The organism is Streptomyces sp. NBC_00057 (assembly GCF_045041165.1).
Classification (GTDB): Bacteria; Actinomycetota; Actinomycetes; order Streptomycetales; family Streptomycetaceae; genus Streptomyces.
The window spans coordinates 7,320,416-7,334,210 of sequence record NZ_CP108256.1 but is presented as its reverse complement, the minus strand read 5'-3'; the positions used below and the strand labels follow the sequence as shown (position 1 = coordinate 7,334,210).

Here is a 13,795-nt window from a genome sequence, read left to right as displayed (position 1 = left end):
CTCATTCTCCGGATCGTCCGTCCCCTTTTGCCGCGTCGAGAGCGCCGGGCAGCGCCTGGAGGAACGCGTCCACCTCCGTGTCACCGATGATCAGCGGCGGCATGAGCCGCAGGACATCGGGGGCGGGTGAGTTCACCAGGATTCCGGCTCCCTGAGCCGCCTGTTGCACCTGAGGTGCGAGGGGCTCGGTGAGCACGATACCCAGCAGCAGCCCGGAGCCGCGGACATGGGACACCAGCGGGTGCCCGAGACCCTCCACGCCGTCCCGGATCTTCTCGCCGAGCCGCTTCACCCGGTCCAGGGCACCATCGGCCGCCAGCGTGTCCAGGACGGCGAGACCTGCGGCGCAGGCGATCGGGTTGCCGCCGAACGTCGTGCCGTGCTGGCCCGGCTTCAGCAGATCGGCCGCCGGACCGAACGCGACGGTCGCGCCGATCGGCAGTCCGCCGCCGAGGCCCTTGGCGAGGGTGACGATGTCCGGCTCGACACCCTGGTGGGCCTGGTGCTCGAACCAGTGGCCGCAGCGGCCGATACCGGTCTGCACCTCGTCGAGGACGAGCAGGGTGCCGGTCGCCCGGGTGATCTGCCGGGCGGCCTCCAAGTAGCCCTTGGGCGGCACGACCACACCGTTCTCGCCCTGGATGGGCTCGATGATCACCAGCGCGGTATCGGTGGTCACGGCGGCCCGCAGCGCCTCGGCATCCCCGTACGGGACATGTGTGACATCGCCGGGCAGTGGCTCGAAGGGCTCGCGCTTCTCGGGCTGACCGGTCAGCGCGAGTGCGCCCATGGTCCGGCCGTGGAAGCCGCCGTCGGTGGCGACCATGTGGGTCCGCCCGGTCAGCCGGCCGATCTTGAAGGCGGCCTCGTTGGCCTCGGCACCCGAGTTGGCGAAGTAGACCTTGCCGCCCTGGCCGAAGAGCTGCAGCAGCCGTTCGGCGAGGGTGACGGGCGTCGGTGCGATGAAGAGGTTGGAGACATGGCCGAGGGAGGCGATCTGGGTGGAGACGGCCTCGACGACGGCGGGGTGGGCGTGGCCCAGGGCGTTCACGGCGATACCGCCGACGAAGTCGAGGTACTCGGTGCCGTCGGCGTCCCACACATGGGCGCCTTCGCCTCGGACGAGGGACAGCCGGGGGGTGCCGTAGTTGTCCATCAGCGCGTGGCTCCAGCGCTGCGAGAGCTCCTGGTTGCTCATGACTCCCCCTGTGCGTCGGGCTGTGCGTCGGGCACGACCATCGTGCCGATTCCTTCGTCGGTGAAGATCTCCAGCAGGATCGAGTGCTGGACCCGGCCGTCGATGACACGGGCGGTCTCGACGCCGTTGCGTACGGCGTGCAGGCAGCCCTGCATCTTCGGGACCATGCCGCTGGACAGCTCGGGAAGCAGCTTCTCCAGCTCGGTCGCGGTGAGCCTGCTGATCACGTCGTCGCTGTTCGGCCAGTCCTCGTAGAGGCCCTCCACGTCCGTGAGGACCATCAGCGTCTCGGCGTTCAGCGCGGCGGCGAGTGCGGCGGCCGCGGTGTCGGCGTTGACGTTGTAGACGTGGTTGTCGTCGGCGGAGCGCGCGATGGAGGAGACGACGGGGATCCGGCCGTCGTCCAGCAGCGCCTGGATCGCCCCGGTGTCTATGGCGGTGATCTCGCCGACCCGGCCGATGTCGACGAGTTCGCCGTCGATGGTCGGCCTGTGCTGGGTGGCGGTGATCGTGTGGGCGTCCTCGCCGGTCATGCCGACGGCGAGCGGGCCGTGCTGGTTGAGCAGGCCGACGAGCTCGCGCTGGACCTGTCCGGCCAGCACCATCCGCACGACGTCCATCGCCTCGGGCGTGGTGACGCGCAGACCGGCCTTGAACTCGCTGACCAGGCCCTGCTTGTCGAGCTGGGCGCTGATCTGCGGGCCGCCGCCGTGCACGACGACGGGCTTGAGGCCGGCCTGGCGCAGGAAGACGACGTCCTGGGCGAAGGCCGCCTTCAGCTCCTCGTCGATCATGGCGTTGCCGCCGAACTTGATGACGACGGTCTTGCCGTTGTGCCGGGTCAGCCAGGGCAGCGCCTCGATGAGGATCTGTGCCTTCGGGAGTGCGGTGTGCTTCCGCGCCGTGGTCATGAGCTGTACGCGCTGTTCTCGTGGACGTAGTCGGCAGTGAGGTCGTTGGCCCAGATGACGGCCGACTCGCTGCCGGTGGCCAGGTCGGCGGTGATCTTCACTTCCCGGTAGCGCATGTCGACCAGGTCGCGGTCCTCGCCGACGCCGCCGTTCCTGCAGACCCATACGCCGTTGATGGCGACATTCAGCTGGTCCGGTTCGAAGGCGGCCTTCGTCGTGCCGATCGCGGAGAGGACCCGGCCCCAGTTGGGGTCCTCGCCGTGGATGGCGCACTTGAGGAGGTTGTTACGGGCGATGGACCGGCCCACCTCGACGGCGTCGTCCTCCGTCGCGGCGTTGATGACCTCGATCCGGATGTCCTTGGAGGCGCCCTCGGCGTCACCGATGAGCTGCCGGGCGAGGTCGGCGCAGACGGTCCGTACGGCCTCGGCGAACTCGTCCTGCTCCGGGGTGATCCCACTCGCGCCGGAGGCCAGCAGCAGCACGGTGTCGTTGGTCGACATGCAGCCGTCGGAGTCGACCCGGTCGAAGGTGGTGCGGGTGGCGGCGCGCAGCGCGGTGTCCAGCGCCGGCGCGTCCACGTCGGCGTCGGTGGTGAGAACGACCAGCATGGTGGCGAGACCCGGGGCGAGCATGCCCGCGCCCTTGGCCATACCGCCGACGGTCCACCCCTCGCCGCCCGCGACGGCGGTCTTGTGGACGGTGTCGGTGGTCTTGATCGCGATGGCGGCCTTCTCGCCACCGTGCTCGCTGAGGGCGGCGGCTGCCTTCTCGATGCCGGGCAGCAGCTTGTCCATCGGAAGCAGCGTGCCGATCAGCCCGGTCGATGCGACCGCGATCTCGCCCGCGCTGTGACCGGTGAGGACCTCGGCAGCCTTCTCTGCGGTGGCGTGGGTGTCCTGGAAGCCCTGCGGGCCCGTACAGGCGTTGGCGCCACCGGAGTTGAGAACGACGGCACTGACCTCGCCGCCCTTGAGTACCTGCTCCGACCAGAGGACGGGGGCAGCCTTGACGCGGTTGGAGGTGAAGACGCCCGCGGCGGAGCGACGCGGACCGTGGTTGACCACGAGGGCCAGGTCCGGGTTACCGCTCTCCTTGATTCCCGCGGCGATGCCCGCCGCCGAGAATCCCTGTGCTGCCGTGACACTCACGGTGCGACTCCGATCGTGGAGAGACCTGTGTCCTCGGGAAGTCCGAGGGCGATGTTCATGCTCTGCAGGGCGCCGCCGGCAGTGCCCTTGGCGAGGTTGTCGATGGCACTGATGACGATGATCCGGCCTGCCGCCTCGTCGTGGGCGACCTGGATCTGTACGGCGTTGGAACCGTGGACGGACGCTGTGGCGGGCCACTGCCCCTCGGGGAGCAGGTCGACGAACGGCTCCTCGGCGAACGCCTTCTCGTACACGTCACGGACGGCCCGGGCGCTCACGCCCGGCTTCGCCTTCGCGCTGCACGTCGCGAGGATGCCGCGGGGCATCGGTGCCAGGGTCGGCGTGAAGGAGACCGTGACCGGTTCACCGGCCGCAGCGCTGAGGTTCTGGATCATCTCGGGGGTGTGCCGGTGGACCCCGCCGACGCCGTACGGGGACATGTTGCCCATCACTTCGGAGCCGAGCAGATGCGGCTTGGCCGCCTTGCCCGCCCCGGATGTACCGGACGCGGCAACGATCACGGCCTCGGGCTCGGCCAAGTGGGCGGCGTACGCCGGGAAGAGCGCGAGAGAGACGGCGGTCGGGTAGCAGCCGGGCACCGCAATGCGCTTGGACCCCGCCAACGCCGGGCGCCCGCCCGGCAGTTCGGGCAGACCATAGGGCCAGGTCCCGGCGTGCGGCGAGCCGTAGAACTTCTCCCAGTCCACTGCGTCCCTGAGCCGGAAGTCGGCGCCCATGTCGATCACGAGCACCTCGTCACCGAGTTGCTCGGCGACGGCGGCGGACTGCCCATGCGGAAGGGCGAGGAAGACGACATCGTGCCCGGCGAGGACCTCGGGCCCGGTCGGCTGAAGCACACGGTCGGCAAGCGGCCGCAGATGCGGCTGCAACGCACCGAGCTTCTGCCCCGCGTTGGAATGGGCGGTGAGGGCCCCGATCTCGACCTCGGGGTGGACCAGCAGGAGACGGAGCAGCTCCCCACCGGCGTATCCGCTCGCCCCTGCCACTGCTGCACGTACCACCATCGAAATCCTCCTCGTTGATGGCATGACTATACGCAGCTATGCACTTTTATGCAAAAGTCAACTCACGCCTAGCCGAGCGCCCGGTCGAGACCGAAGGCCGCACTGATCAGCGCCAGGTGGGTGAAGGCCTGAGGGAAGTTCCCGGTCTGCTCCCCGGTGTGGCCGATCTCCTCCGCATACAGACCGAGGTGGTTGGCGTACGTGAGCATCTTCTCGAACGCGAGTCGGGCCTCGTCCAGGCGGCCGGCGCGGGCCAGCGCCTCGACGTACCAGAACGAGCAGATCGAGAACGTGCCCTCATCGCCCCGCAGTCCGTCCGGGCTGGCCTGCGGGTCGTAGCGGTAGACCAGCGAGTCGGACACCAGGTCCTCGCCCAGCGCGTCCAGCGTGGCGAGCCACTTCGGGTCGGTCGGGGAGACGAACTTCGCCAGCGGCATCATCAGCAGGGACGCGTCGAGGACGTGGCCGTCCTCGTACTGGACGAAGGCGTGCCGCTCGTCGGACCAGCCATGGCGCATGATCCGGCGATAGATCGCATCCCGGGCCCGCCCCCACCGCACGATGTCGACGGGCAGGCCGCGATGCTGGGCCAGTCGCATGGCGCGCTCGATGGCCACCCAGCACATCAATCGCGAGTAGAGGAAGTTCTTGCGCCCGCTGCGCGTCTCCCAGATCCCCTCGTCGGGCTGGTCCCAGTGGTCGCACACCCAGTCGACCACCTCGCTGATGCTGTCCCAGTGCGCACTGGAGATGGGCTGCCCCCACTTGTTGTAGAGGTAGAGGGCGTCGGTGAGCGCCCCGTAGATGTCCAGCTGCAACTGGCCGACGGCATCATTGCCGACGCGTACGGGGGCCGAGCCCCGGTAGCCCTCGAGATGGGTCAGCTCGCGCTCGGGCAGCTCACGGCGTCCGTCGATGCCGTACATGATCTGCAGCGGGCCGGTCGTCTCGGTCACTTCGAGGGGGACATGCTCGGAAAGGAAACCCATGAAGGCCTCGGCCTCCTCCGTGAAGCCGAGCCTGAGCAGCGCATACACGCAGAACGCCGCGTCACGGATCCATACGTAGCGGTAGTCCCAGTTGCGCTCGCCCCCGATGCGTTCGGGCAGGCTGGTGGTCGGCGCGGCGATGATGGCGCCGGTCGGGGCGTAGGTGAGCAGCTTCAGGGTGAGGGCGGAGCGGTGCACCATCTCCCGCCAGCGACCGCGGTACCGCGACCGGGACAGCCACCGCCGCCAGTACCCGACGGTGGCGTTGAACTGCTGCTCCGCCTCGGACAGCGGGCAGAAGCGGGGCGCCACGTCGCCGCCGACCCGGTCGAGGGCGAAGACCGCGGACTCGCCCTCGTGCAGCTTGAACAGCGACCATACGTCCTGGCCGGCGACCTCGAGCGGCACACTCGACGTCAGCGCGAGAGTGAGTGAGGGCGATTCGAAGACCGCCTGGCCGTGCTGTACGTGCACGGTGTGCGGCTGCGCCCCGTACTCGAAACGGGGGGCCACCCGGGCGCGGAACGGCAGCGATCCGCGGACGCACACCACGCGGCGGATCAGACGGTGCCGGTCGGCCTCGCGCGAATCGTCGAGTACCGGCATGAAGTCCTGGACCTCGCCGACCCCGTCCTCCGCGAAGAAGCGGGTGATCAGCACATTGGTGTCGGGGAAGTAGAACTGCTTGGTACGCGTCGGGGCATCCGCCGCGAGCTCGAAGTACCCGCCACGGTCGGCGTCGAGAATCGAGGCGAAGACACTGGGTGCGTCGAAGCGCGGGCAGCAGTACCAGTCGATGGTGCCATTGGTGCCCACCAGCGCCGCGCTGCGCAGATCGCCGATCAGGCCGTGCTCGGCAACCGGCAGATAGCGGGGCGCGCCGACACCCGGGGATACATCGAAAGCACTGAACGTCCCGGTGCTCGCATTGGCCTCCACAGTCACAACGGACCTCCCTGAGCCTGCGCACCCCTTCTTCAGGCTAACCAGTCGTCGACGCGCAGGACAGCGGGAGTGGGCGCCGCGGTGTCCACTCCCGCTGCCACGTCGACGGGCCCGGCACCATGCCCGCCCGTCGGCGCCGAGCGCATCGATGTCAGGATGGTTCCATGACGAGCAACGTTTACTTCGATATCACCATCAATGACGAGCCCGCTGGGCGGATCACGTTCAAACTCTTCGACGACGTCGTTCCCAAGACCGCGGAGAATTTCCGTGCGCTGGCGACCGGCGAGAAGGGCTTCGGCTACAAGGGATCGTCCTTCCACCGGATCATCCCCGACTTCATGCTGCAGGGCGGCGACTTCACCCAGGGCAACGGCACGGGTGGCAAGAGCATCTACGGGGCGAAGTTCCCGGACGAGAACTTCAAGCTCGCGCACACCAAGCCGGGCCTGCTCTCCATGGCCAACAGCGGCCCCCACTCCAACGGCTCCCAGTTCTTCATCACGACCATCGTGACGTCGTGGCTGGACGGCAAGCACGTGGTGTTCGGTGAGGTCGACAACCAGGAGAGCATGGACCTGGTCAAGAAGATCGAGGCCCTCGGCTCGCAGAGCGGCCGGCCCCAGGCGAAGATCACCATCGCGGACAGCGGCGTCCTCTGACCCGCATACGGAACCGCTGAACGAGCGCGCCGTCCGACGGACTCCGTCGGACGGCGCGCTCCGTCGTATCCGGCCGGCGCAGGGACGGCCACGGCCGACCGGCCGGCGGTGCGAATCCGCTCGATAGGGTGTCGGGATGGGGAACGTGTTTCACGGCGGGGGCCGCAGTCTGTCCATGTCCAACGGAAGCACGGACGTCTTCGTCGACGTGCTCATGCTGGCCGTGTCCGAGCTCGCCGACAGCGCCTGGGACCACCGCTTCGCCACCCTGCTGACCTTGCAGGACCAGAGCGTCATCGGGCGCGGAGTGGTCGGGTTCGACCTGGAGGACGTCGACTGGGGCCGCTCCCCTCACGAGCAGGCCGCGGCCAAGGACTTCGTCCTGCGGGTGCTCGATCTCGCCCTGCGCAGGCACCGGTGGGACGAGCTGGGCTACGAGCCGCCCTTCGCCGAGGGGTTCCTGCGGCAGTACCGGGAGATGGTCGAGGCGTTCGATCCGGCCGACGTGGAGCGGCCGAGCGACGGCTTCCCCTTTCCGGGCCCGGAGGAAGCCGCCATGGCCTCGTGCGTACGGCACCGCGTCCTGTGCGCGCCGGTCCATTGGGAAGCGTGCGTCTTCTGTACGGCGCTCTGGTGATCTCACACTGCCCATGCGACAGCGCGCCTTCACAGCCCCCAATGTCAACTGTCGGTTGACACCCCCGGACTGTCAACCTAAGGTTGACGCATGGTGAAACCTGTGCGTCCAACCAATCCCGTACGCCTCGACGACCTGATCGAGGCCATCAAGAAGGTCCACACCGACGCTCTCGACCAGCTCTCCGACGCGGTCATCGCCGCGGACCACCTCGGCGATGTGGCCGACCATCTGATCGGGCACTTCGTCGACCAGGCCCGGCGCTCGGGCGCTTCCTGGACGGAGATCGGGAAGAGCATGGGAGTGACCAGGCAGGCGGCCCAGAAGCGGTTCGTCTCCAAGGACCCCGGCGAGCCCTCGGACCTGGACCCCGGCCAAGGGTTCGGCCGCTTCACCGAGCGGGCCAGGAACGTCGTGATGACCGCGCAGAACGAGGCCCGCGCCGCAGGCAACAACGAGGTGCGCACCGAGCACCTGGTGCTGGGGCTGCTCGCCGAGCCGAAGGCACTGGGTCCCGCGTTCATCAAGTCCCAGGGCGTGGCGCTGGAGGCCGTCCGTCAGGCCGCGACCGAGGCTCTGCCGGCCGCGGTCGACGAGCTGCCGGACCTCATCCCGTTCGACGCCGGGGCCCGCAAGGCACTGGAGCTGACGTTCCGGGAGGCCCTGCGGATGGGCCACAACTACGTCGGCACGGAACACATCCTGCTCGCCCTGCTGGAGCAGGAGGACGGCGCGGGTGTGCTGACAAACCTCGGCATCGACAAGGCGACCGCCGAGACGGGCATCGCCGAGGCCCTCACGCACATCGCCAACGCCTCGGACAAGGAGGCCTGACCGAAGCAGCCCGTCCGGGGTATGCGCGGCGAGAGCCGGTGCCGGTCATCCGGTGCCGGCCTGCGCGCGTCGGCCGGTCACAGTTGCCCCGTACACCGCCTCGATCAGGGCCGTCTTGCGCAAATCGTCAAAGATCCGGGGGCCCATCCGGTTCATCACTTAGCCCAGGGCGAGATCGGCCTCCGGGTCGGCGAGGCCGCAGGAGCCGCCCGCGCCGTCATGGCCGAAGGCCCGCGGGTTGGGACCGTACGAGCCCTCGGGGCCGCTCAGCCACAGCCCGAGCGAGATCTCCGTGTCATGGCCGATGCCCGTACCGAGCACCAGGTCGCGACAGGACCCCTGTCCCTCGCGGGCGCGCTCGACGGCCTCCTCGGAGAGAAACCGCCGGTCGCCCGATCTGCCCCGTCCGGCGGACTCGATGGGTACGCAACGTACCGACTGGTCGGACCGGCGGGAAGACTTCATGCGCCCACGAGAGGCGGCCGTTCAGCGAGCTCCCGCTTCGAGCCTGAGGCTCCAGCGGCCCGGCATACCGGTGAGCGTGACCGTGGACAGCGGTCGGACGTCGACGTTCCAGTACGTCGACGGCGGGGCCTTGAGCGCATAGACGAGGGCGGCCCGGACGACTGCCGGTTCGGCGACGGCGACGATGGCTCCGTCGCATGCGGGGCGGGTGTCCAGCCAGCCCCCTATCCGCGAGATGAAGGCGAGCAGCGGTTCACCGCCGTGCGGGGCGGAGCGCGGGTCCGCGAGCCAGGCGTCGACGGCCGCGGGTTCGTATGCCGTGACATCGGCGAGGGTGCAGCCGCGCCAACGGCCCATGTCGCAGTCGCGCAGGGCGGGCTGGACGAGCGGGGCGTAACCGAGCGCCTCGCCGGTGGCGCGGCTGCGTGGGGTCGGTGAGCAGTAGCGCAGTTCGGCGGCGCCCAGGGGAACCAGGGTGTGTGCGGCGAGCTGTACCTCGTGCCAGCCGGCGTGGTCGAGCGGCCGGTCGTCGTCGAAGCGCTCGGCAAGCAGTGCGGAGCTGCGCGCCGCGGCAACGAGCGAGACTCGAACAGTCATGGCGGTGATCGTGGATCCCAACGCCACGCGGGTCAAGGGCCTTCACAAGCGCTTCCGGCTCAGCCGAGCAGGATGTACATCCACTTGTGCGGGTCCTTCAGTGGCTTGAAGCCGACCTTCTCGTAGACCCCGTGGGCGTCCTCGGTGGCGAGCGTGAACCTGCCGTGGTGGATACGGGCCGCGTCCGGACGGGACGGGTCGGACGAGATCTCGTGACGCTGCTGGGGCGTGTCGTCGTTCACGGCCGGAGGTCATCCCCCCAAGCCGGTCAGGACTTCGCCGCAGGCGGTGCGCAGGCGTCGGACCCCCTCGGCGATCTCGGCCGCTCCGGCGGCCGCGGCGAAGCTCAACCGGATCTGCGGGAAAGGGGGTTCGGCACAGAAGTACGGGCGGCCGGGTGCGATGGCCACGCCCGCGCGCAGGGCCGCCGAGACCACCGCGGACTCGTCCGTACCGGCTTCCGCGTCGGGCAGGCGCAGCCACAGGCTGCCGCCGCCCGCGGGGATGTGCGGGAGCGCGAGGACGGGCAGCTCCTGCCGCAGGGCCGTCGTCATGGCGGTGCGCCGCTTCCTCAGCTCGGTCGATACGGAACGCAGATGGTGACCCCACGCCGGGGAGCCGACCAGTTCGAGCGCGGCCTCCTGGAGCGGTCGGGGTACGAAGAAGCTGTCGACGATCTGGATGGCGCGCAGCCGTCCCAGCACCGGACCGCGGGCGGCGAGCGCGCCCACCCGCAGGCTGGGCGAGGTGACCTTGGTCAGGGAGCAGACGTGGACGACCACACCGTCGGGGTCGTCGGCGGCCAGGGGTGCGGGCAGTGGCCCGGCGTCGTCGTGGACCAGGCGGCGGGCGAAGTCGTCCTCGATGACGAAGGCTCCCGCCGCACGGGCGATCCGCACGACCTCGCCGCGCCGTTCGGGGGCGAGGACCGCGCCGGTCGGGTTCTGGAAGAGCGGCTGGCAGACGAAGACGGGCGCGCCGGTGGCCCGGAAGGCGGCGGCGAGCAGCTCCGGCCGCACACCGTCGGCGTCGACGGGTACCGGTACGGGCCGCAGTCCGGTGGCGCGGGCGGCGGCCAGCATTCCCGGGTAGGTGGGCGATTCGACCAGGACCGGGGCGCCGGGCGGGGCGAGGGCGCGCAGTGCGGTGGCCAGGGCACTCTGGCCGCCCGCGGTGATCAGTACGTCGGCGGCGGTGAGTGCGGGCCCGACCTCCCGGGCGAACCAGGCACGCAGTTCGGTCAGACCGTCGGTGGGCGGGCGGTCCCAGGCGCCGGGGCGGCGGCCGGCCCTGGCGAGGGCGGCGGCGAGCGCCCGCTCCGGCTGGAGCGAGGAGTGGAGGTAGCCGCCGTTGAGCTCGATGACGCCTGGCGGCGGTGCGGTGAGCGTGACCAGGACACCGGAGGCGTCGACGGTGCGCGGCACCGCTTCGTGGCCGCCGTCGCCGCTGAGGGAGATCTCCTGCCAGGAGGTGTCGCCCGGCGGGGGCACATCGCTACGGGGCGGCGCCCGGAAGGCGCCGGAGCCGGGGCGGGTGACGACGAGACCCTCGGCGGCGAGCTGGGCAATGGCCCGGGAGACGGTGACGGGGCTGACCCGGAAGCGCTCCACGAGGGCCCGGCTCGACGGCAGCTTTCCACCTGGTGAGTAGCGGTTCAGTTCACCGCGGAGAGAATCAACGAGTTCAGCGACACTGCTACGCTCTTGCATGAAAGTTAAGGATAGCGCTACCCCCGAAAGCACGATAGCGGTTGACTCATCGACGGCTGGCACGGCGAACCGCGGTGGCATGGTTCTCGCCGGGCTCGGTGTCGTCGCCTTCTCGCTGACCTTCCCGTCCACGGCCTGGGGGCTGGAGAGCTTCGGCCCCTGGTCGCTGGTGGCGCTGCGCACCCTGCTCGCCTCCGCGATCGCGGGTGGTGTACTGCTGGCGGGCCGCGTCCCGGTGCCGGACCGCCGGCACCGGGCCGGGCTCGTCGTCGTCGCCGCCGGTGTGGTGGTCGGCTTCCCGCTGCTGACGACGCTGGCGCTGCAGACGTCGACGACCTCGCACGCAGCCGTTGTGGTGGGGCTGCTGCCGCTGACCACCGCGGTGTTCTCCTCGCTGCGGACCGGGGAGCGGCCGCCGCGTGCCTTCTGGATCGCGGCGCTCGCCGGGGCGGCCGTGGTGATCGCGTTCACCGTGCAGGAGAGCGGTGGTGCGCTGTCCGGCGGTGATCTGTATCTGTTCGGTGCACTGCTGGTGTGCGCGGCGGGATACACCGAGGGCGGCAGGCTGGCCGGGATCATGCCGGGCTGGCAGGTGGTCGGCTGGGCTCTGATTCTCTCTCTGCCGCTCGCGATGGCGGGGGCGGCCATCGCGTTGCCGTTGGAGCCGGTGCGGCTGACCGCGCACGGGGTGATCGGACTGGTCTGGGTGGCGGCCGGGTCCACCTTCTTCGGCCTGTACGTCTGGTACCGCGGGATGGCGGAGATCGGGGTTCCGCGGGCCAGCCAGCTTCAGCTCGCGCAGCCGTTGCTGACACTGGTGTGGTCGTTCTTCCTGCTCGGCGAGGAGGTCTCGGCGGCGGCGCCGGTGGCGGCAGTCGCGGTGCTCGTCTGCATCGCGGCCACCCAGCGGACGGGGCGCGCCCGGCGTCCGGGGTGAGAACCACGCACCTTCCACCGGGCGAAGTCTCTTTTCGGTCATAGACTTGTCGACAAGGACCGCACCCGTGAGGAGGTCACTCCCGATGGAGGCACACGCGGGCGACCGGCTGCTGACGCACGGCAGGACCGTGGGACAGCACGACCGGGTCGCAGAGATCGTCGAAGTGCTCGGGGCCGGGGGCACTCCCCCGTACCGCGTCCGCTTCGAGGACGGACACGAACACCTGATTTCGCCCGGTCCCGACAGCGTCGTACAGCACACCGTCGTCCGGAAGCAGGCACAGGAGACCCCGTAGCGGCCTCCGGCGGACGGCACTGCTCTTCGCCCCCCGGGCCCTGGGCGGGCCGATAGGTTCCCGGCAGCCCGCCCACAACACCGGGTGCGTCCACTCCGCTTCTTCTGTCAGCGGGGTGGACGCACCCTGTTGCGATAGTGGTCGGCCACCACCCGGTCCATGGTTCCGATCCGGTCCGTGACCACATTCTTTCCGGAGAAGTAGACATGGCCGCGCACCTGGTCGTAGGTGGCGGCGAAGTCGAGGTGGCGGGAGAGTTCGGCCGGGTCCTGCCAGGCTGCGGGCTGGGCCGGGTCACCGGCCTTGTAGAGCGCCTCGCCCACGAACAGATCGACGCCCGTGCCCCGTACGACCGCGTCCCACCAGGGCAGCAGCTTGGCGTAGTCGGCGGCGGCGAAGCCGATGTTCCAGTAGATCTGCGGGCAGATGTAGTCGATCCAGCCCTTCTCGACCCAGCCGCGGGTGTCGGCGTGCAGATCATCGTAGGTCTGCACACCCGCCTTCGTGTCGGAGCCGAGCGGGTCGGTCGCGACGTTGCGCCACACACCGAACGGGCTGATCCCGAACTGGACGTTCTTCTTGATCTTCTTGATCCGCTCGGCCGTCTCGCGCACCAGCTTGTCGGTGTTGTCGCGCCGCCAGGCGGCCTTGTCCGGGAAGCCCGCACCGTACTTCGCGTACGTGGCGTCGTCGTCGAAGACCTGCCCGGCCACCGGGTACGGGTAGAAGTAGTCGTCCCAGTGCACGGCATCGATGTCGTAGCGGCGGACCGCGTCGAGCATCGCGTCCTGGACGAAGCGGCGGACCTCGGGGATTCCGGGGTTGTAGTACAGCTTCCCGCCGTACGGCAGGACCCAGTCGGGGTGCAGCCTGGCGGGGTGGGTGGCGACCAGACGGGACGGATCGGTGTGGTTGGCGACCCGGTACGGGTTGAACCAGGCATGCAGCTCGAGCCCGCGGCGGTGCGCCTCGCGGACGGCCGTGCCCAGCGGATCCCAGCCGGGGTCCTTGCCCTGCACCCCGGTGAGGTACTGGGCCCACGGTTCGTAGGCCGAGGGCCACAGCGCGTCGGCGGTCGGCCGGACCTGGAGCATCACGGCGTTCAGCCGCCGGTCGACCGCCTCGTCGAGGTACGCGATCAGCTCGGCCTCCTGCGCGGCCGCTGTCAGACCGGGCGCGGAGGGCCAGTCGATGTTGGCGACGGTGGCGACCCACATGCCGCGCAGTTCGCGCCGCGCCACATGGTGACCGCCCTTGCGCGATGCTGTGTCCGCCGGTCCGGTGCTGGCCTGCCGGGACGGAACCGCGATGGCATCACCGGCCATGGTGATTGTGCTCACCACCCCCGCGACCACCCCGGCCGCACCCGCCACAAAGCCTCTTCTGGCCATTTGCCGCATTTCGTTGCACCTGCCGTCTCTCTGCCCTCGTCCGTCG

At 69.9% G+C, this 13,795-nt stretch carries 13 protein-coding genes and 2 pseudogenes; 5 read left to right on the top strand and 10 right to left on the bottom strand.

The features are described from left to right. Position 1: 1 nt before the first annotated feature. The 5 genes from OG953_RS34560 to OG953_RS34540 form a co-directional block, all read right to left on the bottom strand. Complete coding sequence (locus tag OG953_RS34560; protein WP_405689164.1) at positions 2–1,198, bottom strand: acetylornithine transaminase; 1,197 nt, start codon at positions 1,196–1,198, stop codon at positions 2–4. Further along, positions 1,195–2,109, bottom strand: a complete 915-nt coding sequence (gene argB, locus OG953_RS34555) for an acetylglutamate kinase (RefSeq protein WP_322108782.1) — start codon at positions 2,107–2,109, stop codon at positions 1,195–1,197. The genes OG953_RS34560 and argB overlap by 4 nt, the downstream gene beginning before the upstream one ends. Continuing rightward, positions 2,106–3,260 (bottom strand): bifunctional glutamate N-acetyltransferase/amino-acid acetyltransferase ArgJ, encoded by a 1,155-nt coding sequence (gene argJ, locus OG953_RS34550; RefSeq protein WP_405689163.1) that lies wholly within the window; start codon positions 3,258–3,260, stop codon positions 2,106–2,108. The genes argB and argJ overlap by 4 nt, the downstream gene beginning before the upstream one ends. After that, positions 3,257–4,285, bottom strand: coding sequence for an N-acetyl-gamma-glutamyl-phosphate reductase (gene argC, locus OG953_RS34545; RefSeq protein WP_405689162.1), 1,029 nt, complete (start codon positions 4,283–4,285; stop codon positions 3,257–3,259). Before argC ends, argJ begins: the two co-directional genes overlap by 4 nt. Positions 4,286–4,353: 68 nt before the next feature. After that, on the bottom strand, positions 4,354–6,213 hold the full coding sequence (locus tag OG953_RS34540; RefSeq protein ID WP_405692232.1) for a glycoside hydrolase family 15 protein: 1,860 nt from the start codon (positions 6,211–6,213) through the stop codon (positions 4,354–4,356). 170 nt (positions 6,214–6,383) lie between these two features. On the opposite strand from OG953_RS34540, the gene OG953_RS34535 reads away from it, so the two are divergent. From OG953_RS34535 to OG953_RS34525, 3 genes are all read left to right on the top strand, one after another. Beyond that, positions 6,384–6,881 (top strand): peptidylprolyl isomerase, encoded by a 498-nt coding sequence (locus OG953_RS34535; protein ID WP_405689161.1) that lies wholly within the window; start codon positions 6,384–6,386, stop codon positions 6,879–6,881. Positions 6,882–7,056: 175 nt separating this feature from the next. After that, positions 7,057–7,518: a hypothetical protein gene (locus OG953_RS34530; protein ID WP_405689160.1), complete on the top strand. Its 462-nt coding sequence runs from the start codon at positions 7,057–7,059 to the stop codon at positions 7,516–7,518. 90 nt (positions 7,519–7,608) lie between these two features. Next, complete coding sequence (locus tag OG953_RS34525) at positions 7,609–8,352, top strand: Clp protease N-terminal domain-containing protein (protein ID WP_405689159.1); 744 nt, start codon at positions 7,609–7,611, stop codon at positions 8,350–8,352. Between the two features lie 45 nt (positions 8,353–8,397). Here OG953_RS34525 and OG953_RS34520 read toward each other — a convergent pair. From OG953_RS34520 to OG953_RS34505, 4 genes and pseudogenes are all read right to left on the bottom strand, one after another. Then, positions 8,398–8,763: pseudogene (locus tag OG953_RS34520) on the bottom strand (serine hydrolase); the annotation flags it as partial. Positions 8,764–8,838: 75 nt separating this feature from the next. Beyond that, complete coding sequence (locus tag OG953_RS34515) at positions 8,839–9,414, bottom strand: histidine phosphatase family protein (RefSeq protein ID WP_405689158.1); 576 nt, start codon at positions 9,412–9,414, stop codon at positions 8,839–8,841. A gap of 59 nt (positions 9,415–9,473) precedes the next feature. After that, positions 9,474–9,581, bottom strand: a pseudogene (locus tag OG953_RS34510) (GNAT family N-acetyltransferase); the annotation flags it as partial. Between the two features lie 84 nt (positions 9,582–9,665). Further along, positions 9,666–11,123: a PLP-dependent aminotransferase family protein gene (locus OG953_RS34505; protein WP_405689157.1), complete on the bottom strand. Its 1,458-nt coding sequence runs from the start codon at positions 11,121–11,123 to the stop codon at positions 9,666–9,668. Between OG953_RS34505 and OG953_RS34500 the strand changes: the two genes are divergently transcribed. Together OG953_RS34500 and OG953_RS34495 are read left to right on the top strand one after the other, a co-directional pair. After that, entirely contained in the window at positions 11,122–12,060 is a 939-nt protein-coding gene (locus OG953_RS34500) for a DMT family transporter (RefSeq protein ID WP_405689156.1), read from the top strand. The genes OG953_RS34505 and OG953_RS34500 overlap by 2 nt on opposite strands. Before the next feature lie 85 nt (positions 12,061–12,145). Next, positions 12,146–12,358 (top strand): DUF1918 domain-containing protein, encoded by a 213-nt coding sequence (locus OG953_RS34495; protein ID WP_405689155.1) that lies wholly within the window; start codon positions 12,146–12,148, stop codon positions 12,356–12,358. Between the two features lie 107 nt (positions 12,359–12,465). Here the strand turns inward: OG953_RS34495 and OG953_RS34490 are convergent, their stop codons facing one another. Then, positions 12,466–13,731, bottom strand: a complete 1,266-nt coding sequence (locus tag OG953_RS34490) for a glycoside hydrolase family 10 protein (RefSeq protein ID WP_405692229.1) — start codon at positions 13,729–13,731, stop codon at positions 12,466–12,468. Positions 13,732–13,795: the final 64 nt, after the last annotated feature.